This window comes from Mesorhizobium sp. B2-1-8 (assembly GCF_006442545.2).
In the GTDB taxonomy this organism is placed as follows: Bacteria; Pseudomonadota; Alphaproteobacteria; order Rhizobiales; family Rhizobiaceae; genus Mesorhizobium.
The window spans coordinates 2743194-2764982 of record NZ_CP083952.1 but is presented as its reverse complement, the minus strand read 5'-3'; the positions used below and the strand labels follow the sequence as shown (position 1 = coordinate 2764982).

Genomic DNA, 21789 nt, shown 5'->3' with positions numbered 1-21789 from the left:
CCGCCGCACGGCGGCCTCTGCGCAAAGCACCTGCCGGCCTTCAGTCATGGCTGCCAATTGTCTCGGAGACACACTTCCGTGGTCATTGGCCCGACTCCACATCCAACAAATAGCCCTTCGGGTCATACTCCGTATCGCTGAAAACGATCATGGTCGGATTGTCGCCGTGATACGTCTGGCTCGACCAGACCGGCGCTTCGATGAGCACGGCCTTGTTTGTTGAATCCAGAACGATCTGCTCGACCTCCTCCCGATACCGAAGCGCAATGTATATCTCTCCGGAGACATGCATGAACAGCTGTCGCCCCGTACGATGACCATGTCCTCCCCTTGTCGTCCCGTGCGGTGCGGTGACCACAAACGCCCTCCGCGGTTGAAAGCCGAATCTGCCGAACTGAACGAGCGTCAGGACCCCCCTGGCGTCACCATGAACCGATATTGAGATTTCTGCGACCTTGCCGCCAAACAAGACCCGGTCCGCCATCGTGCCCCCTCCCAAGCCTGTTATCCTGCCGGTGTGCGGCCAGGATGGCGACGTCGTTCTTCGATGTGGATAATGATAGCAGCGCCGGCTGCCGCACAATTATTTTCTAATGCATGTCGCCCGGAAGTGTCCTCGGTTCCGGGATAACGACATGCATAAAATCAGAAGCTTACAGCAGGTCAGGCGAATCCTATTCGCCGCGACATGCTGTAACCGATCAACCAGAACAAGGCCGGACGGCTGGCGCTTCGGCCCCGCTGCCAAAGTGACAGCGCGCGACCATGCGACTTGATTTATGCCAGGGCTGACCCCAGGAATTGACCGGGGTACTGCCGGACGGGTCACCAGTCCATGGCCGTCCGACCAGACTTCCCCTTCTCACATGGTGGTGAGGCCGCTTAATTATATCTCGATTGGATGAAATAGCGGAACGTCCAATGGACATTGCCGGAACCGAACAGGCCCTCTCGGACCTTTGCGCACACCATACAAGACCTTGGTCCTATAAGGAAAACCGGATGGTTCGATCCGCGGACGCACGGCCTCTCGGAGCAGACGGCAACGCGTCGTGCCCGCCCGCCTCATGGTTGGCCGACCATACCCCGCTAGGATGCCGGGCCTTGCAGCCCCTGCCTATTCCGCTTTCGCGGAAGTTTCGGCCGTCATCCAATGTGCGATGGTGTTGTCGCGGCGGTACGAGCCGCCCTGGTTGGCGCGGGCGCCGAGCACACCCCAACAATGCGCCCCCCGCCTGCGTCGACCATGGCAAGCGCCTGGGTACTACGGCTTTGCTGCCAGCCCGCTGGGCTGCGAGCTTAGCGCCAGAGATGACTTGCGGAAAGGGTCGCGTGCGGCCGTCAGGAGTGACGACAAGGATGCGGGCGCGGTATCCGCTGGGCTAGGGAGAGATGGGCAGTCTGGCCGAAGAGCCTGGCTCGCCGATGGCAGCGCGATCAACACTCGCATCTTGAAATGATGCCACAAGTCGGATTTCGCCATCGTATATGATTGTTGCCGTTGCTATTCGCGATTCCTAGCCTCTTAAAGCTTAAAGTTTCTGCTCACCCCAATTCCACCCACACCGGCGCATGGTCGCTGGCGCCGTCCTGCCCGCGCACGTCGCGGTCTATGCCCGCCCCGTTCAACCGGCGTACGAGCGTCTTCGACAGCAGGATGTGATCGAGCCGCAGGCCGGCGTCGCGCGGCCAGCGGTTCCGGCGGTAATCCCAGAAGGTGTAGAGCGTCTCCTTCGGATATTTCTTGCGCAACGCATCGGTCCAGCCTTGTTCGAGCAGCGAGGCGAAGGCGGCGCGGCTTTCCGGCTGCACCAGCGCGTTGTCGTCATAGGAGCGTGTGGCATAGATGTCGCGCGGCTCGGGCACGATGTTGTAGTCGCCGGCCAGCACGACAGGCAGGCCAGTGTCGAGCAGTTGTTCGGCATGCGCCTCCAGTCGCGCGTGCCAGGCGAGCTTGTAGGTAAATTTCGGCCCCGGTTGCGGATTGCCGTTGGGCGCATAGAGGCAGGCGATGATGATGCCGTCCACCGCCGCCTCGACGTAGCGGCTCTGCCGGTCGGCATCGTCGCCGGGCAAGGCATCGCGGGTCAGCACCGGTTCGGCACCGCGCGCGAGTATGGCGACGCCATTCCAGGTCGGCTCGCCCTTCCACACCGCGCCATAGCCGGCGTCGGCAAGCGCGGTGCGCGGAAACTGCGTGTCGCGCGCCTTCAATTCCTGCAGGCACACGACATCGGGTCTTGCGGTGGCGAGCCATGCCAGCAGGTTGTCCAGCCGGCTGTTGATGTTGTTGATGTTGAAGGAGGCGATCTTCATCGGGGATCAGGGGGCGATCCTGCCCGCCCACGCCTTCACCGTCTCCGCCAGCGTCGTCAGATGATCCGCGGTCGAGAAACCCGAAATGCTCTTGCGCGGCTTGAGATCATGGTCGCCGTCCTCGAGCCAGATCACTTCGATCGCATCGGAAAGACCGTAGGTCGCGACCTCGTCCTTCGTGCCGAACTCGTCGCGCGTGCCTTGAAAAATCAGCGTCGGCGTCTTCAGCCCGGCGAGATGTTTTGTCCGCAATTGCTCGGGTTTGCCGGGCGGATGGAAGGGATAACCGAGGCAGACCAGTCCCGATATCTCGCCCTTGGAAAACATCTCGTCGGCGACCATCGAGGCGACGCGCCCGCCCATCGACTTGCCGCCGATGATGAGCTTGCCCGTCACACCCTTCGCCCTGAGGTCGGCGATCGCCTTGATGTATTCCGGGTTCACCGTCTCAGCGCGCGGCGGCGGCTTGCGCTGGCCGTAGCGGCGCGCCGCCATGTAATGGAACTCGAAGCGCGCGACCTGGAACCCGACGGCGGCGAGCGCCTTGGCGGCGGCGGTCATCGAGGGGGAGTCCATGGAGGCACCCGCGCCATGCGCAAGCAGGATGGTGGCGGGAGCGGTGTCGTGGCCATCGAAGAGGAAGGTGGTCATGGAAAGCCCATCTTACGGAAGCCGAGTTCCTTCGCGCCCCCCTCTGCCCTGCCGGGCATCTCCCCCTCTAGGGGGGAGATTGGCCGCTTGATCGTTGCGCCAATTCTCCACGGCTGATGATTGGCGAAAGCGCCCGCGACAGCCGATCTCCCCCCTTGAGGGGGAGATGGCCGGCAGGCCAGAGGGGGGCGTTCAAGCACGGGCATGACCAACCCTCACCCCGCCGACTTCGCCAATTGCATATCCACGAACTGGACGCCCCTGGCCGCCACCCCAGCCCATTCCGACACCGCGTCGAGCTCCAGATACCGCACCCACAGCCGCCGCGCTTCGAGCAAATTGCCGGCATCGAATTCAAGCCGCGCCAGGTTGAAGACAGGATCGGCGTAAGTTTTGTCGAGCCCGATCGCCTTCTGCAAATGCCGTCGCGCCGAGGCGTCGCGACCTTGTTCGCTCATCAGCCCGGCGAGGTTGAACCAGGCTTCGACGAAGGCCGGGTCGAGTTTGATCGCCCGGGCATAATCGTGCGCGGCTTCAGCCACGCGCCCGGACCCGCGCAAACAGTTGGCGCGGTTGAAGGCGGCGATGGCGTCGGTGGGATCGATGGCGAGGCAGCGCTGGTAGAGTGCGGCGGCACCGTCATGATCGCCACCCTCCTCGGCGGCTTCCGCCTCGGCGAAAAAGTCTTCCAGCGTATCGTCGCCTTGTGCCGCTGCGCCCAGATCGAACAGCAACTGCCCGTCGAGTTCGCTCTGGCCGCCTTCGAGGTAGATCGCGTCGGGCCGGCCATGCTGCGAGCCGACATTGAGCGACTTGGCGGTGAGCGAAGCGACGGGGCCGGAGCGATGGACAGAGCGCGCGATCGCGCCCCATGTGGCGCCGCCGGCGATCAACCCGGCATATTTGCGCGCCAGGATCAGGTCGCGGAAGGAATAGGGCTCCGCGTCATGCTCGAACGCATCGAAGAGCGACAACAGGTCGAGATCGGGGCCGGACAGCCTGGACTGGTCGATCAGCGATTGGCGCGACAGCGAAGACGCCTCGGGCGCCTTCATCAGACCGAGTAGCCGCAGGAAACCGCTCTCGCTCAAAACAATACGCCCGGCCGCGCGCTCGGCGCCGAGACGGCGTTCGATCTCGCCGTCGCCCGCCTTGGTCAGCCCAGTCTTGGCCAGCCCAGCCTTGGCCAGCCCAGCCTTGGCCAGCAGCGTCCGTCCGAACACGACATGCGTGGTACGCCTGGTGACGCCGCGCCTGAGTTGGCCGTGCTGACGCTCCACCTCGCGCGCGGCGAGCCTGAGCGGAAACGCTGCCAGCGCGCCGATCGTACCAAAGACGGAACCCGGAACGGCCGGTGCCGTCATTTCTTGCTCTTGCCGACCGCCTTGAGCAGGTTGGCCTTGAGCGGATTTTCAGGCGCACCGCCCGCTGCCGCCTTCTTGGCGGCGGGCTTGGCGACCTCGTCGGCCTTGCTCTTCGACTTGGCCGGCGGCTTCGACTGCGACAGGCTGGCCTTCAGCGCGTCCATCAGGTTGATGACATTGCCGCGCTCCGGCGCCGCCGCGATGATCGGCTTGTGGCCCTTCAGCTTCTCGCGGATCATCGACATCAGCGCGATCTCGTAGCGGTCCTCGTAATTCTTCGGATCGAAGGTGGTTTCCTTCTGCTTGATCAGCGCTTCGGCTAGCTGCAGCATTTCCGGGTCAGGCTTGCCGGCCGGAATGTTTCCGAAATATTCAGCCGTGCCGCGCACTTCGTTCGGATTTCTCAACGTACACACGAACATGCCGTTCTCGCGCGCGCCGATCGTCACCACGCGCTCGCGGCTGGACAGCACCAGCCGGGCGATGGCGAGCTTGCCGGACTTGCGCATGGCCTCGCGAAGCACCGCGAAGGTTTCCTCCGCCATCGCCCCGTCCGGCGCCATGTAATAGGGCGCGTCCTGGTAGATGACGTCGACCTCGTCCTCGTCGACGAAGGCCTCGATGTTCATCGTGTGGTTGGATTCGATACGCACCGCGTCGAGGTCGGCATCATCGATGATGATATACTGCTTGTCCTCGTACTCGTAGCCCTTGACCAGGTCCGCGCGTTCGACGAGCCCCAGTTCAGGGTCGACCGGCTTCATGTTGATGCGGTTGTGGGTCTTCTTGTGCAGCTGGTTGAACGAGATGCGTTCGCTGGCGCTGGTGGCGGGGTATAGCCGCACCGGACAGCTGACCAGACTAAGCTTGAGGTAACCTTTCCAACTTGCCCTGGGCGCCATGATGAACTCCTACGCGGCCATGCGCTGACAGTTAATTCGCAGCGCTTCGTCCGAAGGACGAACAAGGCTGCGCAAATCCTACACCGACCCCGCACAATACCGGCAAATCCCTGACGAAATCTTCCCGCCGGTTTTCGGGGCACGGGCGGAGAATAATTCAAATTGTCGGAAGCGTCGATGGAGTCGGTGTGGCGCTGGCCGTTAGCCTGGGCGGCCATGGCTTCGTCATCGTAGGGCGAAGCAAGGAGCGAAGCGAAGCGGCGAAGACCCTATGATGACGAAGGAGAGGTCGGCAAATCCCGCGCGAACTCGTCGATGTCAGCCCACGGATCGCCGGACGTCTCCAAAAGCCCCGGCAGCGATGCATAATTCAAATCCTGCGGTGCATCGATCGCCTCCAGATCGCTCCAGCTCACCGGTGTCGAGGCCGGCAGATTGGTGCGGGCGCGCAGCGAATAGGGGGCGGCGGAGGTGTGGCCGCGCGCGTTGCGGTGATAGTCGATGAAGATGCGCCGCTTGCGGTTTTCCTTGCCCATGGTGGTGGTGAAGGTGTCGGGCGCGGTGGCCGCCAGATGCGTTGACATGGTGCTGGTCGCCTGGTGCAGCTTCTTCCAGTTCTGCTTGCCCGTCACCGGAACGGTGATGTGGATGCCGCTGCCGCCGGAGGTTTTTGCGAACGGCACCAGCCCGAGCCCCTCCAACTCGCCCTTGATGTGGACGGCGGCCTCCACCACCTCGCGCCACGAAATCCCCTCGCCCGGGTCGAGGTCGAAGACGATCTGGTCGGGCTTGTCGAGGCTCGTGCGATGCGTGCCCCAGGTGTGGAATTCGACGACGCCGAACTGCGCCAGCGCCAGATAGCCTTTCGCGCCCTCGACCGAGAGATAGGACTTGGTCTCGCCCTCGGAGTTGGTCGCCTGGAACGTCACCACGGAAGGCGGCATGCCGGTGAAGGCATGGCGCTGGAAGAAGCAGTCCTTGGGCAGGCCGGTCGGGCAGCGCACCAGCGACACCGGGCGGCCAAGGATGTGCGGCAGCATGAAGTCGCCGACCAGCGCGTAATAGACGGCGATGTCGAGCTTGGTCGGCCCGGTCTTGCCGAACAGCCGCCGCGTCGGGTTTGTCACCCAGATCGTGGCAAGGTCGGCTTCGGCGATCAGCCGCTTGCGTTTTGCCGAAACCGGCGTCGACAGGCCGACGTCACGCAGACCCCGAAACACGCCGTGGCGCAGTGCATTGTCCGCGGTTCGGTTGGCGAAATGGATGCGCGCCGAAAACAGCGGCTTGACCCAGTGCATCTCGCGCATGATTTCGCGCGACACGCCTTCCGGCGGCGTCGCGCCTGACGTGAGCGGCTCCAGCCGCGCCAGCAGGTCGGCCGCGGTCCCGGCATCGAAGCCGGTGCCGACCTTGCCGCGATAGTGCAGTTCGCCGTCCACCCATTCGGCCATGCCGAGCGCGGCCAACCCCTCGGCCGCGGCCGAAGTGGTGTAGCCGGCGATGACGAAATCGTCCTTTTCGAGCGCCTTGGTCTTGGTCCAGCTCTTGGTGCGGCCGCTCTGATAGATCGCGGTGGCGCGCTTGGAGACCACGCCCTCCAGGCCGAGTTCCGTCACCTTGTCGTAAAGCCCCTGCCCCGAACCCTCGACATGGTCGGAGAACTGGATGGCGGAGTTGGCGCCAAGCCCGCCAAGCAGTTCGGCCAGCAGCGCCTTGCGCCGGATGAGCGGCACCTTCATCAGGTCCCAGCCGTCGAGATGCAGGAGATCGAAGGCATAGAAATGCAGCTTGCTGCCGGCGCCCACCGCCAGCGCGTCCTGCAGCAGCGCAAAACGGGAAATGCCCTTGGTGTCGAGCACGACGATCTCGCCGTCGATGATCGCCTCGCGGCACGGCAGCTTGGCGAACGCGCTGGCCAGGTCGCCGTAGCGCTTCGTCCAGTCGATGCCGCCACGCGTGATCAGCCGCACCTCCCCGTTGGAGATATGCGCCATGGTGCGGTAGCCGTCGAATTTGATCTCATGCAGCCAGAGCTCGTTCGTATTCTCGGCAAGGCTTTCGCCCCCCGGCGGCTTCGGCACCTGGGTTGCCAGTTGCGGCTCGACACGGCTCAGCGCTGGCGCCTTGGCCGCGCCGGGCAGCTCGCCCGGCTTCAGCGACCCAGGCTTTGGCGCGGACTTCGCGGCCGGTTTGGGCGGCGCCAGCAGCTCCTCGATGCGCAGGCCGGATTTCACGCTTTCCGGTCGTGCTTCGAGGATGTTCAACGCCGTATCGGCGGCGAGGTCGCGCTCCTTGAACAGCAGCCAGTTCTTCTTGTTCTCGTCCTCGCCGGGCTTGGGCTTCAGCCGGGTCAACATCCAGCCGCCATTCAGCTTTTCGCCGGCCAGCCGGAACTTGAAGGCGCCGGTGCGCAGGCTTTTGTCGATATCGTCCATCGGCGCCCAGGTGCCGGTGTCCCACACGATCATTGGCCCGCCGCCATATTCGCCTTCGGGGATGACGCCCTCGAAATCGATATATTCGAGCGGATGGTCCTCGGTCTCCACCGCCAGCCTTTTGTCGGCGGGATTGAGCGAAGGTCCGCGCGGCACCGCCCAGCTTTTCAAGACATCGCCAACCTGCAGGCGCAGATCGTAGTGGTCGGCGGTGGCGTGATGCTTGTGAATGACGAAGCGGTTGCCGCCTCCGGCCATCGACCCGCCAGCCGGCTCCGGCGTCTTCGAGAATTCGCGCTTGGCGCGATAGGTCTGGAGTTTGGCGGGCGGCATGTCAAAAGCCGAGCCTGGCGGAAATCAACAACCGCCTCGTTCCTTCGCGCCCCCCTCTGTCCTGCCGGACATCTCCCCCTCTAGGGGGGAGATCGGCGGTTTCGCCGCCGGCTCGTCCCTTGCCAGTTCGGAAATTGGCGAAGCCCGTCGTGACGGCCAATCTCCCCACTAGAGGGGGAGATGTCCGGCAGGACAGAGGGGGGCGCCGTAGGGCGCTACGTTGGCACCACTCGCGATTTTTCACGTGGTCTCAATCGTCAATCGCCGGTATCAGCTCCAGCTCGGCCGGCGACAGCCCCTGCTGCAACTGGCTCAAGCGGAATTCGTCGACCCAGTAGGCTTCGCCGTCGACCAGCACGCGCGCGCTGTAGGTGCCGCCGGAGAAACGCTGCGCGGTGATGTAGACTTTGTGGCGGTCGAGCGCTTTGCGCACCGCTGCGCGCTTGGAGTTCTGGCTGTTCACGGCAGTGGACATGCGCTTCGCCCTCGGTCGCCCGACACGGAACTCGGCCGCTCTTGGCGGCCCGGCGACTGGCCGCAAGGATGGCGGAGAGCGGCGCAAGTGTCAATTTCGCGGTCGCGCCGCTTCAGTTCTTCAACCGCCGCAAACGGCGCATCACGCCCTGCACGGCCTTGTAGAGCCGCGGCTTGGAGCGCACGAACAGCTCGGTTTTGCAGCGCAGCCTGATATAGGCGGTCGAGGCCCTGCCCTTCAGCGTCATCGCCTCGCACAATTCGGCCAGCACCGAGTTCGAGGCGCCGATATGCTGTTTGTATCCCTGTCCCCCGACTGAGAGATCGAAATAGCCGAGCCCTTGCGCCCGTCCCCACAGCATCAGCTTGCCGATCATCGTCAGGCCCGGCGCGACGTTGGCCACTGCATCCTGGTCGATCCCGAGCAACAGGGCGTGCAAGGTGCCCTTCATGACCAGCACATACATGACAGCGAGATAGGCTTGACCGACGCGCAGCCCGAACAGCCGCACGGAGCCGTCGGACAGCCCTTGCAGGGCGGCGTCGCGGTAGAACTCGACGATCGGCGCCTGCGTCAGGAGGTCGAAGCGCCCGAGTTCGCGAAAACGGTTGAGCCTGAGGTCCAGCAGCGTGCCGAACTGCTCCTCGATCATATCGGGCGTCTCGGCTTCGACCAGTGCGAGGCCGCCGAGCTGTTCGAAGCGGCGGCAGTGCCTGTTGAAATTCTTGGTGAAGGACGATTTGCAGATACGTTTGATCAGCGTCTCCGGCTCGCCATCCATGACAAGGCCCGAGGCGATCTGGATGGAGTCGCGCGCCGTCGAAAGCAGCGCCAGCGGATTGGTCACGCCGTGGATTTCCTGCGGAATCCCCGCAATATGGATGCGGTCGGCCGGCGGCAGCGCGGAGCGGACCGCCGCCCAGGCGGCGTCCGCGCTCTGCCGGGTCCAAGGCCTGGCATCGGCCAGCAGCGGCGCCGAATAATCGCACACGCCGCAGCTCAGCCATTCGATCACATAGTGGCCGAGCGCCCGGCGCCGCATCAGCGGCAGCAGCATGACAGGCGCACCCGTGGCGGCGTCGCTGACTTCGACGACGAGCAGATCGGCGCTTTTGGGCATCAGCCGCCTGGCAATCCCTTCCACCCAGGCAAGGCCCTGGTGGCCGGTGCACAGGCCGGTCTCCTCAAGGCGCAGCCAGAGCTGCCTTACGGTGTCGAAGCTGGTGTGCAGCCGCGCGGTATAGCGCGCGGTGGCGACAATGCCGGATCTGATCGGGGAACTTGATTGAGTCGGCGCATCCGCCGCCGCGACCAACTGCACTGCCTGGCTTGCCACATGCTTCTCCCATTCGTTCTGGCCCGCCTCGGCGTCATCCACGCAAGCGCCGCAAACCCCGCATCGTTCCCTGGACCGCTTTGAGCAGCCTTGGGTTGGATCGCACGAAAGCCTCGGCCCGCCTGCGGAACTCGATGACGGCATTGGCCACACTGCCCCGCATCGTGAACCCATGACAGAGTTCGACCAATACCGAACCCTTGGCGCCCATATGTTCCTTGTAGCTCTGGTTGCCGACCGACAGGTCGAAATACCCAAAACCCTGTTCGCGCGCCCAGCCGATCAACCTGCCCATGATTGCAAGCCCGGGTGACACATTGGGCACGACGCCCTGGTCCATCGCTATCAGGAGAGCATGAACAGTCCCTTGATGAACCAGCAGATATTGAACCGCGATCAGGGCCTCGCCGACGAGCAGCCCGAAAAGCCGCACCGAACCGTCCAACAGGCCCTGAACAGCCGCGTTCCGGTAGAAATCCACGATCTTCTCCTGCGTCAGCAGGTCGAAGCGGCCAAGCTCGCGAAAGCGGTCGAGCCGCATTCGCACCAGTTCGCCGAAGATACGCTCAACCTCGGACGGCGCGGCGGCTTCGACCAGCTCCACACCGCCAAGCCGTTCGAGGCGACGCCAGTCCTTGCCGAACTCCTTGACGAAGGACGGCCTGCAAAGACGCTTGAGGACTGTTTCCGGGTCGCCGTCGATGGCGAGGCCGAACGCGGTCTGGATGGAATCGCGTGTCGCCGGGAGCAAGGCCAGCGGATTGGCCACGCCGTGGATCTGTCGCGGAATTCCCACGATGTGGACGCGGTCCGACGGCGGCAGCGCCGAGCGCACCGCCGTCCACGCAGCCTGCGCGGATTGGCGTGACCACGGGCTGGCATCGGCCAGCAGCGGCGCCGCATAGTCGCAGACGCCACAACTCAACCATTCGACCACCCAATGGTGGAAGGCCCTGCGCCGCATCAGCGGCACCAGCATTCTGGGTTCGCCGGTCGCGGCGTCGGCCACCTCCACGATGAGGAGTTCCGCGCTTTCCGGCAGCAGCCGCCCGACGATCCCTTCCGCCCAGGCGAAATTCTGGTGACCGGTGCACACGCCCTCCGCCTGGAGGCGCAGCCAGAGCGGCCTGACCGCCTCCAGGCTGGTGTGCAGTTTCGCCGTATAGGCGTCGTTCGCCGCGATGGCGGCGGGATGCGGGACCTGCCCGCCGGGCAAGTCGGTCATCGCGGTGATTTGAACTGCCTGGCCTGACACATCCCTCTCCTATCGTCTTGCCGCGGCGAACGAAACCGCCCGCCGCCAGGAGCCCAGCCGGCTGTCGTGCTGCTGATCCGGGTGTTCGATGTTCCACATGCGGTGATGCATGAAATACCATGATGCCACGAGCACGAATATCTCGGAGACCGCCGAACCCAGCAGCGCCCACGGGGGGGAGGCGATCGACAGCAGGATCGCGATCGACGCCAGCCCGACGATGGCGCCGCCGAGGGTAATGAAGGCGACGATGCGGAAGTCGCCCATTATCTCGAGCACGATGCGGGGCATGATATAGAGCATGATCGGGACGAAATTCGCGGTCACGAAAAGCCCGATGAACCCCACCGACGCATCCTGGAGAGCCTGGGATTTTATCATGGGCAGGACAAACATGATGGCGCATCCATAGGCCACCGCGCCGAGCCCCATGACGACAGCCCACAGCTTCGCCTGCGCCCAGACACGGCGCGTTTCGTTGTTGCGCATCAGCTTGGCCAGTTCCGGTTGCGTCATGTTCACGAAGGCGAGGCTGATGATGCGCAGCGGCGCGAACAGCACGAGCACCGCCGCCAGCGGCGCATAGGCGGCCGGCCCGGCAATGCCCGCGACCAGCAGCGCCAGGCATTGGCCCTGGATGTTGGTTGTGGTGGCGCTGAATGCCGACCAGCAGAGCTGGGACCAGAGCTTTGCGTAGCGCCGCCGCGTCGGCATGCGGAAGCTGATGCGCATCGTGCGGCGAGCCAGCCGGACCAGGACGAATATGCCAAACAGATTGGCCGCCGCGAGTGCGGAGAACACGGACTGCAGCGCATCCCTGGCCAGCCAGATCGCCAGGCCGGCCATGACGATGCCGGCGATCGTGAAGGCGGCATCGCTGATGGAGACGATCACTTGTTGGCGGCGCGCGAAGAAGGCCGTGCGCATGTGGCTGCGCAGCGACCATGCGCCGACGAAGCAGCCGGCGGCAATTCCGCTGGGATCGCCCAAGAGATGCATCACGATCGCCGTGCCGACGGCCATCAGCAATGCAACGACCAGCGCCGCCGTCCCGAAGGCCACGTCATAGGCGTCGACGCCGGCGCTGTTGGTGCTCTTGCCCATCCATATCGAGGCGGGAACGGCGGTGAGCGACCTGATATAGGACAGGCCGACACCGCCCATTACCATGCCGATGGCGAAGAGGCCGTAGCCTTGCGCCGACAGCATGTGCAGCAGCGCGATGTTGAGGGCAAAGTGGAAGCCGCTCTGCATCGCCTCGCCGCCGATCATCAGCATGAGGCGGCGCACCAGATGGCCAGGGAGTTTCACGGCCGTGTCTCCGCCTGGCGGGCGGTTGCCGTCCGGCCCGGCTTGGCGATGATTGCCTTCAGCTTGTCCGCGGCTATTGCCGCGATCGCCGCCGCCGCGACCGGCTCGCTGAAGACCGCCTCGTAGCGCGCGCGTCCGGCGGCGACAAAGGAGCGCCAGGCCTGGGGATGCAGGATGATTTCCTCGAGTTTGCCGGCGAGCGCGGCGGCATCGCCGGGCGGAACATGCCAACCCGTTTCGCCGTCGGCGACCACTTCGACCAGCCCGCCGATCGCCGACACCAGCGGCGGCCGGCCATAGGCCATCGCCTCGATGGCGACACGGCCGAGCGATTCCGGACGCCGCGACGGTACGGTGACGATATCGGCCCAGCGATAATGCTCGGACGGGTCGGGGATGAAGGGCAGCACGCTGACACGTCCGGTGAGCCCCATGGTCTCGACCAGTTCGGCGAGCGCGTGCTCGCGTTCGACGCTTTCGAAGGCGCCGCCGACCAGCCGCACCTCGATCCTCGACTTGAGTTCCGCCGGCAGCGAAGCGATCGCCTCCAGAAGCACTTCCTGGCCCTTGATCCTGTTGATGCGGCCAAGCAGCAGCACCTTGAGCGGGCGCTTGCCGTCATAAGTCATCGGTTCGGCGGCGATCGGGCCGGCAACGCCATTATAGACCACATAGGACCGCGCGGATCCGGGGTCGCCAAACGCGGCGCGGGTGGCGCGCGAGTTGAAGATGAGATCGGCATGGCTCCAGTGCATCAGGCCGACGAGGATCCTGCGCATGGCGCCTTCGGGAATTTCGTGGATGTGCAGCACGGCCTTCTGCGGCAGAAGGCGCGCGGCCAGCGCGTAGTCGGCCACGATCGAGGTGTTGACATAGGTGAGATCGCAATCCCTGAGCCGCCGCCAGGCCCTCAGCACCGCGACCGGCAGCCGCACCATCTCGATGGTGGCAAGGCGCGCGATGGCCTGGCGCCTCAGCACCCACAGCGGCTCGAAGACGATCCGGGTCGCATGCGGTTCGAGGATCTGTGTGATCGGTCCGCCGCGCGGCAGGACCACTTCGATGTCGGCTGACGGAAACGCGGCGCGCAGCGCGGCCACGCTCTCCGCGAAGCTGCGGTCGGAACCATAGAGTTCATAGCCCTGATGGATGCAGGCAATCCGCATATTCACATGCATCTTTCTGTCAGGGTGGTGACGATTCCGCCACCTGACGGATCAGGCGACTGGAGACTTCAAGCCCAATACCCCTTTGGACTTCACTTGTTGCCAGCATGGTGGCGAGCGGATGTGGAACCTCGATCACCATACCAATGCTGCACGTCCTCCGCCGGTGTGGCGCACAGAAGTCCACGAGCAAGGATCATGCCGGCCCTGATCTGACCGTCTGCTGGTCGCCAGCTTGCGGCATTGCCTTGTTTCGATACACATACGCCGGGATAGTTGACCGATAGTGAAACAACTCCGGCCGTTGGAAGAAATATTTTACACCCCGGTGCGATGATGGGCGGAACTGAGCCTGGCATGGATATCGCTGGGCTGTGGTTTCCAGACGGGACGGCCCGCGCATTGCGGAATCGAGCGGATTTGAAAGCGCCAGCAGCCATGAAACCGGAAGCGCCCACCATCCTGATCCTCGGGACGCGCGGCATTCCCGCCGCCCATGGCGGCTTTGAGACCTTCGCCGAGAAGCTGGCGCTGTTTCTTGTCGGGCGCGGCTGGAAGGTCGGCGTCTACTGCCAGGAAGAGGTCGACCGGGTCGACCAGAGGGTGCGCGTCGACATCTGGAAAGGCATCGAGCTCATCCATGTCCAGGTCGCCTCGAAAGGCCCGCGCGCAACGCTGGAATTCGACTGGCAATGCGTGCTCGACGCCGCCCGCCGGCCCGGCGTCTGCCTGGTGCTCGGCTATAATGGCGCGGTCTTCCTGACCTGGCTGAGGCTGATGCGGCGCAGGATCATCACCAACATGGACGGCATCGAGTGGCGCCGGCCCAAATGGGGCGTGGCTGCGCGCACATGGTTCTGGCTCAACGAATGGATCGGCGCCTGGGCCTCGCACCGTCTGGTCGCCGACCATCCCGTCATCGCCGATCACCTGGCGACGCGCCGGCCGCGCAACGCAATCGCCACCATCACCTATGGGGCCGACCCGGTGACATCGGCACCGGAGGCGCCGGTGCGCGCGCTCGGCCTCGAGCCCGGCAAATACCTGATTTCGATCGCGCGCATCGAGCCCGACAATAACATCCTGCCCATCGTCGAGGCCTTCTGCAGCCAGAAGCGCGACATGAAGCTGGTGGTGCTGGGCACGCTTTCCCCTGAAATTCCCTATCATGTCGCCGTCCGCAACGCGGCCAACGCCTCGGTCGTGCTGGCCGGCGCCATTTACGACCAGGCGGCGGTGAAGGCGCTGCGTTTTCACGCGCGCGCCTATCTGCATGGCCACACCGTCGGCGGCACCAACCCGTCGCTGGTCGAGGCGCTGGCCGCCGGCAACATGGTGATCGCCCACGACAACCCCTATAACAGATGGACCGCGGGTGCGGCCGCCATCTATTTCACCGACGCGCGTAACTGCGCCGAACGCATGCAACAGGCGCTGGAGGATGACACCCTGGTCAAGACCTGCGGCGAGGCCGCCAGGGCCCGCGCCAATGAAGTCTTCCGCTGGGACGATGTCCTGCTTGCCTATGAAACCGAAGCCTACCGGCTTCTGGGCGTGGGCGCCGCCGGCCCCGTACCGGTCGACCGCCCCTCTCCCGGCGCCGTATGACGGGCTGGTCGCGACGGCGGCTGCTGAGGACCGCGCTGTCGACGGCGCTGGTGCCCGCCACCGCCGCCCTTTCCGCCGCACCGCCCGCGCTCGCCGCCACCGGCGAATGGCGCTTTCGCCGCGGCGTCAACGCCTGGCCCTGGTTCGCGCTGACGCGTGAGTTTCCCGCACCGCGCACCGACTATGCCTGGCCGCCCTTCCAGTCGCAGCGGCCGGTGCCGACACCGGGCGACCTTCGCCGGCTGCGCCAGACCGGGCTCGATTTCATCCGCCTGCCGGTCGATCCCGGCCCGTTCCTGGCCGCCGACGCCGCCACGCACGCAAAATTGCTGACGATGCTGGACGATGCCGTGGCGGCCGTCATCGATGCGGATCTCGGCATCATCGTCAACGTGCAGGCCAACGGCGCAACCCACTACTGGAATCCAGACCGCATGGTCTCCAGCACCGCCGCGCCGGAATTCGAAGCCTATCGTGCGCTGGTCGGCACGCTTGCCGGCCGGCTGCAGCGGTTCGCACAGGGCATGGTGGCGCTGGAACCGGTCAACGAACCGCCGCAATCCTGCTCCTCCAACGTCTGGTCGAACGTCCAGACGGCCCTTTTGACGGCGGCCAGGGCATCATCCCGGGCCTTGCCGCTTGTCGTCACCGGCGGCTGCGGCTCGATGGTGAGCGGGCTCGCCGCGCTCGACCCGGAGCCGCTGGCGGCCTTCGAGCCGATCCTGTTCACCTTCCATTTCTACGAGCCCTATCTGTTCAGCCATCAGGGCGCGCCCTGGATGCGTGAACCGGTCTACCGCGCGCTCAACAACGTGCCATGGCCGGCCTCCACCGGTTCGCTGGAACAGACGCTGGCCTCGGTCAGGGCGCGCATGGCTCAGGACACCGAAACCTCCGAAGCGGACAAGCAGGCCGCCTACGAGGAAACCGAACGCGTGCTGAAGGTCTATTTCGACGCCAGGCCCGACCGCTGGTTCGTCGACAAATATATCGGCCAGGCGCGCGACTGGGCCGACAGCCACGGCATCGCGCCGCAGCGCGTCATCATGGGCGAATTCGGCGCGCTGCGCACCGACGCCCGCTATGTCGCCGCCCCCAACCCCGACCGCGCCCGCTACATTTCCGATGTCAGGCAGAGCGCCGAGGCATCAGGCTTCCCCTGGGCCTTCTGGGACCTCTTCGACGGCATGGGCATGATGGACGACAAGACGCGGGCGCTGGACCCGGCGATGGTCGAGGCGCTTGGGTTGAGGATGCCGGAGTAGAGAAAGCGCTACGCGCGCCGCGCTTGCGCCGGCCGCCGCAACCCCACTTTCACCGGCCTGTAGAGCGCCAGCGCGATCACCACGAACTTGGTCATCAGCGTTGTCTTGGACGCCAGGCTTTCGGAGGTGTTGAGCAGGATCAGCCAGCCCAGCATCGGCAGCCAGATGCCAGGATGGCAGCGGCGCGCCACTTCGTGCATGAACAGCACGAAGCTGAAAAACAACAACAGGGTGAAGAAGGCGCCCTGATAGAGGACCAGACGGATGATCGGATTCTCGATCCCCTGTTCGAGGCCGTTGATGCGGCGCAGGCTTTCAATGAGATCGATATCTGGGCCGATGATCAGGTCGCGCAGTTCGAAATGTTTGAACAGGTCGAACATCTCGACGCGGGCATTGGCGCTGCCGGAGTCCGAGACGAAGCGCTCGAGCAGCGCGTCGAAAAAGCCATAGGAAGCGGCGAGCACGATAACGACCGGCACCAGCGCGGCAAGGATGAGGCCAAGTGCGGCGCCAAGCAGGTTGACACGCCCCGCGCGCAAGGTGCGCAGGCCTTGGAGGAGCAGGTAGCAACCGCCGAGCACGATCGTCGTCACCATCGCCGAGCGCCCGCCAAAGGCGACCAGCGCCGCGCATTGCAGGCCGATCAGCCCGAGCCGCAGCGGCATGGACAGCGACCGCGAGCCAGAAAGCAGCGCCAGTACGTAGATCGAGGTGATCGTGGCATTGGACAGCGGATGGCCCTGGAGGGCAGTCGAGCGCAGGTCGTTCATGAACACCACGCCGTCGAGCCGATAGGGAAAGATCAGCGTCTTGGTGGCGAACTCGAACAGTGCGAGCAGTCCGTTCACGGTCATGACCGTGTGAACGACGGTCTGCATGCGGGCGAATGTCTTTTCGTCGGCCTCGGCCAGCATCATCGCCAGCAGCGCCGGCGCCACGAAGGTGTCGATCATGCCGGCCATGCCGGGACGCTGCCTGACGATAACGACGACCAGGAGCATGACCGACATCACGGCCATCAGCGCGCTGGCCGGCCGCCTGTCGGCGATGGCCAGCGTGTAGCCGACCGGGTTGCCGAACGTGCAGGCGCGCCAGGCAAACATCAGCACGAGCAGATAGGTGGAGGGATGGATCTTGGTGGCTGGATTGCCGATCAGGCCGTCGTAATTGTAGCCCACCAGCCACAGCATGCCGCCCGAAATGCCGAACAGCAGCGCCACCGCGGCGACCAGGCCGTAGCCGGTCACCCAATCGAGGGAATTGCCGCCGCGAGGCGCGGCCACGGCTTGACCCTGGCCGGCCCAGCCGGCCGCCGGAGTGGCGGGCCGGATGGCAACCATGTCAGGCCGCCTCGTCGACCAGCAGGGCGGCGGTCGGCAGCCGCCCCATGACGGAAATGGCCTGCGAGGCCGCCGCGACGTCGCGCATCGGCGTCGCGTTGAGCGTGGCGACGAGCACGATCTCGTCGACCATGGCGACCAGCGGCGAGGCGTTGAGATTGTCGGCCAGAGCACCGCCGTCGACGACGACGAGTTCGAAATTGCGGCTCGCCTGGGCCAGCATATGCTGCGTGAAATAGACGCCCTGCGCCTCGGAGAAGGCAGCCTTTGGCCGCCCCTTGCCCAGAACCGCGACGTTGCTGCCGGGCGCATGCTGGCTCAGCGCCTCGAAGGCATATTCGCCGCGCAGCACGTCGAGCAGGCCCGGCTGCGGTTCCTTCTGGCCCTTGCCGGCATTGGTGTCGATGAACAGGACACGGCTGCCCCTGGCAGCCGCCGCGTTGGCCAGCAGGCGCGCCACCCGGCCCCGTTGCGCGGCGTCCTCTGGCGCCGACGTCACCAGGATGGACGGCACCAGCGGCCAGTTCGGCGGACGCTGGCTGGAGGAGAACAGGCGTCTCAGCGCCAGTCCGGCGACGGCGTCCATCTTCTGTCCGGCCGGCGTGGCGGCGCTGCCGAAAGGCCACCAGCGGCGGCGCGCCGATTTTGCCGGCAGCACGCCCACAACCGGCGCATCGATGGCCGATTGCATCTGCGCGCTGGAAAGCACCGTCGGCGATGAATATTCCGTGATCAGCGCCAGGCCGGTGCCCAGCCCCAGCCCGCCGAAAAACGCGCCGAACACGAGCAGCCCGAGCGGCGGCCAGCTCTTCTTCAGCGCCGGCATGGCGTTGGAGATGATGCGCGCATTGGTGCTGTCGACATTCACCTGCTCGCGCGTTTCCTGCGCCCGCTGCAGATAGGTGGCGTAGACGGAGCGCAACGCCTCGAGATCGCGCTGCAGTTCGCGCAGCTTGACCGAGGCCTGGTCGGTGTCGAGCGACTTGCTCTTCAAGCCCGCGACCTTGGCCTCCAGCGCCTGCTGGTTGGCCAGCGCCCGTTCGTAGTCGGTTTCGGCGGCGGCGCCGATGCGGCCGAGTTCGCGCGCGATGAGCGCGCGCGTGTCGCGCAATTGCTGCTGGGCCGCCATCATCGAGGGATGGCGCGGCCCGAGTTCCGTGCCGAGCTGGGAGACCTGGTCGACCAGCGTCGCCTCCTGCGCCCGCAGGCTCGAAATCACCGCCGAGCGCATCGCTTCCGAGGTCGCGTCCGGCGCGCCGCCGGGCCGGCGCAACTGGTCGACCTGCGCCTTCAGCGCGACCGTGCGGCTCTGCGCGGCCGCGAGCTGCGTGTTGATCTCGGTCAGTTCCTGGTCGCTGACCAGATTGCCCGCGGCCATCACCATGTTGTGGGCGGACTTGTAGGCCTCGACCGCATTCTCGGCCTGCTGGACGCGCTTGCGCTGCTCGTCCAGCCGCGCGGTGATGGAGTCGGAAGCGTCCGTGGCCATCTTGGCGCGCGCGGCGGCCTGGTCCGTCAGGTAGGCCTGCGCGATGGCATTGGCGAGCTTCGCCGCCTTGTCGGCGCTCTTGGCGGTGACGATCACGTCGAGGACCAGCACCTTGTCGGCCCGCTTGACCGCCAACCGCCGGCGCAGCGCATCGAGCGTCTTGCCCGTCCTGTCGGTTTCGGCCGAACCCGAGCCCAGCACGCCGCCGAGCAAATGGCTCAACAACCCGCCCTGTCCGTTGAATTCCGGATCCTTGGTCAGGTCGGTCGCCGCGATAGCCCTGAGCAACACGCTGCTCGACTGGACGACGGCGACCTGGCTTTCCACCATGGTGATGCCGCCATCGGGCGGAACGCGGCTCGGATTGACATCGTTGGTGACCACCTGCAAGTCCTGCGGATCGACGATGATCTCCGCCACCGAGCTGTAGAGCGCCGGCGTGAACAATCCATAGAGCAGCGCTCCAAGGGTCAGCAGCGCGGCTGTGGCGAGGATCAGGAAACGGCGGCGCACCAATATGCGCTTCAGGTCACCCAGTTCGACGGTCGAGGATGGATAGGACGCGGCCGGTGGCGGCTCCGGCGCATATTGCATCACCTCCGGAGCGTGTTGTTGCGGCAACGAGAGCAGGGATGATTGCAAAGGTCGCTCCGACAACACTCCATATGCCCCAAAAGATTAAATTGCGGCTTCAGCCTAGCTATTACTCCAACTGTTAAAACACTGTTAATTATGTTGGGAGCTCTTCTGATTTTTGGCACGGAGTTTGCGTAGCAGAGGCACGGGTCGTGTTGACAGGGCGCAAGCGAGCGGGAAACGAATGGAAATGGAGCAAACATCGGTCTCCAATCCAACCGTCGCCCACCTCTCGTGCCCAAAAATCGAACACCGGCCAGTTACCGAACATCAGAATTCTAGGGGTGCGACATGCAGGTGAGCCTGCGCCTGGACAGCGACTGCCTCCGTGCTTTTCACCTGCTGCTGTTGCAGCGCCTGGCCGCGCTCACGGATGTCGAGGTTTGCGTCGACGCACGCCCAGGCGGGAGCAGCATTCCAGGCAGCGTCGCTGCGCTGTTCCAGCTTGAAACGGTCATCCATGGCTTGCCCGCGGACGGGCTGGCCAAGCGCCTGCCGCTGTCGGCGCTGGCAGCCTGGCGCACGCAGCCTCCCGCCTCGCCCGACCTCGTGCTCGACCTCCGCGGCGACGTGCAACTGGAAGGAACGCGCGTCTGGCGTGTGACCTATGACGGCGCCGGCGGCGAAGCGGCCCTTTTGGCGTCGATCCTCGATGGCCGGACCCCGCTGGCCCGCATCGAGGAGAACGGCGCCGTGGTCGCCGAAGCACGGCTCGGAACCGAATATGGCGGCATCGCGCTCGCATCGTTCCAGGATATGCTGGCGCGCACGGCAAGCCTGATCCTGGCGGCGGTGACGGGCGCTGCACGCGGCGCCCTGCCCGTCCTGCCCGAGCCGGCGGACGGCAGGGCCGCGCCGTCGCTGCCCTCGGCCGGCAAGCTCGGCGTAAAGGCAGGCAAGGCGCTGGCGCGGCGCATCGTCCAGAAGATCTATCATCTCTGCTACAACGCCCCGCACTGGAAGGTCGGCTGGCGCGAGACGGGAGGGCGGGATCTGTTCGACCTGCGCGCGCATCCGGAATCGGGCTGGCAAGAGCTGCCCGATGATGGCAGCCGCTTCTACGCCGACCCGTTCCCGATCCTTTACCGGGGACAGGTAACCCTGTTCGTCGAGGACTATATCCACCGTCTCGGCAGAGCCGTCATCTCCGCCGTGCCGTTCGGCCCGTCGGGGCCGATCGGCCGCCCGGAGCCTGTGCTCGACCTGCCCTACCATCTTTCCTACCCCTTCGTCTTCGAGCGTGACGGCGAGGTCTGGATGGTGCCGGAGAGCTGCGCCAACCGCACCGTGGATCTCTACCGCGCCACCGCCTTCCCCGGCGGATGGGTCAAGGAAGCGACGCTGCTGTCCGATATCGTCGCCAGCGACGCCACCTTGGTCGAGCATGGCGGCTCATGGTGGATGTTCGCCACCGTCCGGGACAGTGAAGGCATCGCCCGGGATGGCGGCGGCGCCTTCTCCGACGCGCTGCATCTGTGGTCGGCGCCGAACTTTCGCGGCCCGTGGACACCGCATCCCAAAAATCCGGTGCTGATCGACATCGCCTCGGCGCGACCGGCCGGCCGCATGGTGGAACGTGATGGCCAATTGCTGCGCCCGGTGCAGGACTGCCGCAGGAGCTACGGCGGCGCGCTTGGCATCGCACGCGTAACTCACCTTGATTTGAACGGCATGGACCAGCGTGTCGAGACGATCTTAACCCCCGGGGCGCTATGGAGTGGGCGTAAGCTGCACACGCTCAACGAGGCGGGCGGCCTGGAATTCATCGATGGCTCGGCGATCGCGCCGCGCTGGAAGCAGAAGAGGCGTAGTTAACCTAAACGTTTGTTGCTAGCAGCCACCCGCGCTGGTTGCTTGAGGTTGATTACGTCTGGAAGATATTTTCCGCCACAGCTTGTGGAGAA

Annotated in this window: 16 protein-coding genes; 3 read left to right on the top strand and 13 right to left on the bottom strand. The window is 65.2% G+C overall.

Going from position 1 to position 21789, the window contains the following annotated elements; translation table 11 throughout:
• Nucleotides 1-82: 82 nt before the first annotated feature.
• The 11 genes from FJ970_RS13535 to FJ970_RS13485 form a co-directional block, all read right to left on the bottom strand.
• Nucleotides 83-484 (bottom strand): sugar 3,4-ketoisomerase, encoded by a 402-nt coding sequence (locus FJ970_RS13535; protein WP_140759765.1) that lies wholly within the window; start codon nt 482-484, stop codon nt 83-85.
• A 1061-nt stretch (nt 485-1545) separates the two neighbouring features.
• Nucleotides 1546-2316 carry an exodeoxyribonuclease III gene (locus FJ970_RS13530; protein ID WP_140759768.1) on the bottom strand — a complete coding sequence of 257 codons (771 nt, stop codon included), beginning with the start codon at nt 2314-2316 and terminating at the stop codon, nt 1546-1548.
• A 6-nt stretch (nt 2317-2322) separates the two neighbouring features.
• On the bottom strand, nt 2323-2967 hold the full coding sequence (locus tag FJ970_RS13525) for an alpha/beta family hydrolase (RefSeq protein WP_140759771.1): 645 nt from the start codon (nt 2965-2967) through the stop codon (nt 2323-2325).
• A gap of 215 nt (nt 2968-3182) precedes the next feature.
• Nucleotides 3183-4331 (bottom strand): tetratricopeptide repeat protein, encoded by a 1149-nt coding sequence (locus tag FJ970_RS13520; protein ID WP_140759777.1) that lies wholly within the window; start codon nt 4329-4331, stop codon nt 3183-3185.
• Nucleotides 4328-5233, bottom strand: coding sequence for a Ku protein (locus FJ970_RS13515; RefSeq protein ID WP_140759780.1), 906 nt, complete (start codon nt 5231-5233; stop codon nt 4328-4330). The genes FJ970_RS13520 and FJ970_RS13515 overlap by 4 nt, the downstream gene beginning before the upstream one ends.
• A gap of 269 nt (nt 5234-5502) precedes the next feature.
• Nucleotides 5503-8001, bottom strand: a complete 2499-nt coding sequence (ligD, locus tag FJ970_RS13510; RefSeq protein WP_140759782.1) for a DNA ligase D — start codon at nt 7999-8001, stop codon at nt 5503-5505.
• A gap of 250 nt (nt 8002-8251) precedes the next feature.
• Nucleotides 8252-8476 (bottom strand): hypothetical protein, encoded by a 225-nt coding sequence (locus FJ970_RS13505; RefSeq protein ID WP_140759785.1) that lies wholly within the window; start codon nt 8474-8476, stop codon nt 8252-8254.
• 112 nt (nt 8477-8588) lie between these two features.
• Nucleotides 8589-9812: a GNAT family N-acetyltransferase gene (locus FJ970_RS13500; protein WP_140759787.1), complete on the bottom strand. Its 1224-nt coding sequence runs from the start codon at nt 9810-9812 to the stop codon at nt 8589-8591.
• Nucleotides 9813-9846: 34 nt separating this feature from the next.
• Nucleotides 9847-11067, bottom strand: coding sequence for a GNAT family N-acetyltransferase (locus FJ970_RS13495; protein WP_140759790.1), 1221 nt, complete (start codon nt 11065-11067; stop codon nt 9847-9849).
• 9 nt (nt 11068-11076) lie between these two features.
• On the bottom strand, nt 11077-12378 hold the full coding sequence (locus FJ970_RS13490) for a hypothetical protein (RefSeq protein ID WP_181178663.1): 1302 nt from the start codon (nt 12376-12378) through the stop codon (nt 11077-11079).
• Nucleotides 12375-13544, bottom strand: coding sequence for a glycosyltransferase (locus FJ970_RS13485; RefSeq protein WP_140759874.1), 1170 nt, complete (start codon nt 13542-13544; stop codon nt 12375-12377). The genes FJ970_RS13490 and FJ970_RS13485 overlap by 4 nt, the downstream gene beginning before the upstream one ends.
• A 438-nt stretch (nt 13545-13982) precedes the next feature.
• On the opposite strand from FJ970_RS13485, the gene FJ970_RS13480 reads away from it, so the two are divergent.
• Both FJ970_RS13480 and FJ970_RS13475 read left to right on the top strand, forming a co-directional pair.
• Nucleotides 13983-15152 carry a DUF1972 domain-containing protein gene (locus FJ970_RS13480; protein WP_140759792.1) on the top strand — a complete coding sequence of 390 codons (1170 nt, stop codon included), beginning with the start codon at nt 13983-13985 and terminating at the stop codon, nt 15150-15152.
• A complete protein-coding gene (locus tag FJ970_RS13475; RefSeq protein ID WP_140759795.1) occupies nt 15149-16417 on the top strand; it encodes a glycoside hydrolase family 5 protein in 1269 nt (422 codons plus the stop codon). The genes FJ970_RS13480 and FJ970_RS13475 overlap by 4 nt, the downstream gene beginning before the upstream one ends.
• An 8-nt stretch (nt 16418-16425) precedes the next feature.
• Here the strand turns inward: FJ970_RS13475 and FJ970_RS13470 are convergent, their stop codons facing one another.
• Both FJ970_RS13470 and FJ970_RS13465 read right to left on the bottom strand, forming a co-directional pair.
• Nucleotides 16426-17760 (bottom strand): VpsF family polysaccharide biosynthesis protein, encoded by a 1335-nt coding sequence (locus FJ970_RS13470; RefSeq protein WP_140759797.1) that lies wholly within the window; start codon nt 17758-17760, stop codon nt 16426-16428.
• Nucleotide 17761: 1 nt separating this feature from the next.
• Entirely contained in the window at nt 17762-19891 is a 2130-nt protein-coding gene (locus FJ970_RS13465) for a GumC family protein (RefSeq protein ID WP_140759800.1), read from the bottom strand.
• A 285-nt stretch (nt 19892-20176) separates the two neighbouring features.
• Here FJ970_RS13465 and FJ970_RS13460 point away from each other — a divergent pair, with 285 nt between their 5' ends.
• Nucleotides 20177-21700 carry a formyl transferase gene (locus tag FJ970_RS13460; RefSeq protein WP_140759802.1) on the top strand — a complete coding sequence of 508 codons (1524 nt, stop codon included), beginning with the start codon at nt 20177-20179 and terminating at the stop codon, nt 21698-21700.
• Nucleotides 21701-21789: the final 89 nt, after the last annotated feature.

What these genes read in the sequence shown, in the direction of transcription:
- FJ970_RS13535 (WP_140759765.1), bottom strand. Translation starts at nt 484, where the DNA reads ATGGCGGACCGGGTCTTGTTTGGCGGCAAGGTCGCAGAAATCTCAATA.
- FJ970_RS13530 (WP_140759768.1), bottom strand. Translation starts at nt 2,316, where the DNA reads ATGAAGATCGCCTCCTTCAACATCAACAACATCAACAGCCGGCTGGAC.
- FJ970_RS13525 (WP_140759771.1), bottom strand. Translation starts at nt 2,967, where the DNA reads ATGACCACCTTCCTCTTCGATGGCCACGACACCGCTCCCGCCACCATC.
- FJ970_RS13520 (WP_140759777.1), bottom strand. Translation starts at nt 4,331, where the DNA reads ATGACGGCACCGGCCGTTCCGGGTTCCGTCTTTGGTACGATCGGCGCG.
- FJ970_RS13515 (WP_140759780.1), bottom strand. Translation starts at nt 5,233, where the DNA reads ATGGCGCCCAGGGCAAGTTGGAAAGGTTACCTCAAGCTTAGTCTGGTC.
- ligD (WP_140759782.1), bottom strand. Translation starts at nt 8,001, where the DNA reads ATGCCGCCCGCCAAACTCCAGACCTATCGCGCCAAGCGCGAATTCTCG.
- FJ970_RS13505 (WP_140759785.1), bottom strand. Translation starts at nt 8,476, where the DNA reads ATGTCCACTGCCGTGAACAGCCAGAACTCCAAGCGCGCAGCGGTGCGC.
- FJ970_RS13485 (WP_140759874.1), bottom strand. Translation starts at nt 13,544, where the DNA reads ATGCGGATTGCCTGCATCCATCAGGGCTATGAACTCTATGGTTCCGAC.
- FJ970_RS13480 (WP_140759792.1), top strand. Translation starts at nt 13,983, where the DNA reads ATGAAACCGGAAGCGCCCACCATCCTGATCCTCGGGACGCGCGGCATT.
- FJ970_RS13475 (WP_140759795.1), top strand. Translation starts at nt 15,149, where the DNA reads ATGACGGGCTGGTCGCGACGGCGGCTGCTGAGGACCGCGCTGTCGACG.
- FJ970_RS13470 (WP_140759797.1), bottom strand. Translation starts at nt 17,760, where the DNA reads ATGGTTGCCATCCGGCCCGCCACTCCGGCGGCCGGCTGGGCCGGCCAG.
- FJ970_RS13460 (WP_140759802.1), top strand. Translation starts at nt 20,177, where the DNA reads ATGCAGGTGAGCCTGCGCCTGGACAGCGACTGCCTCCGTGCTTTTCAC.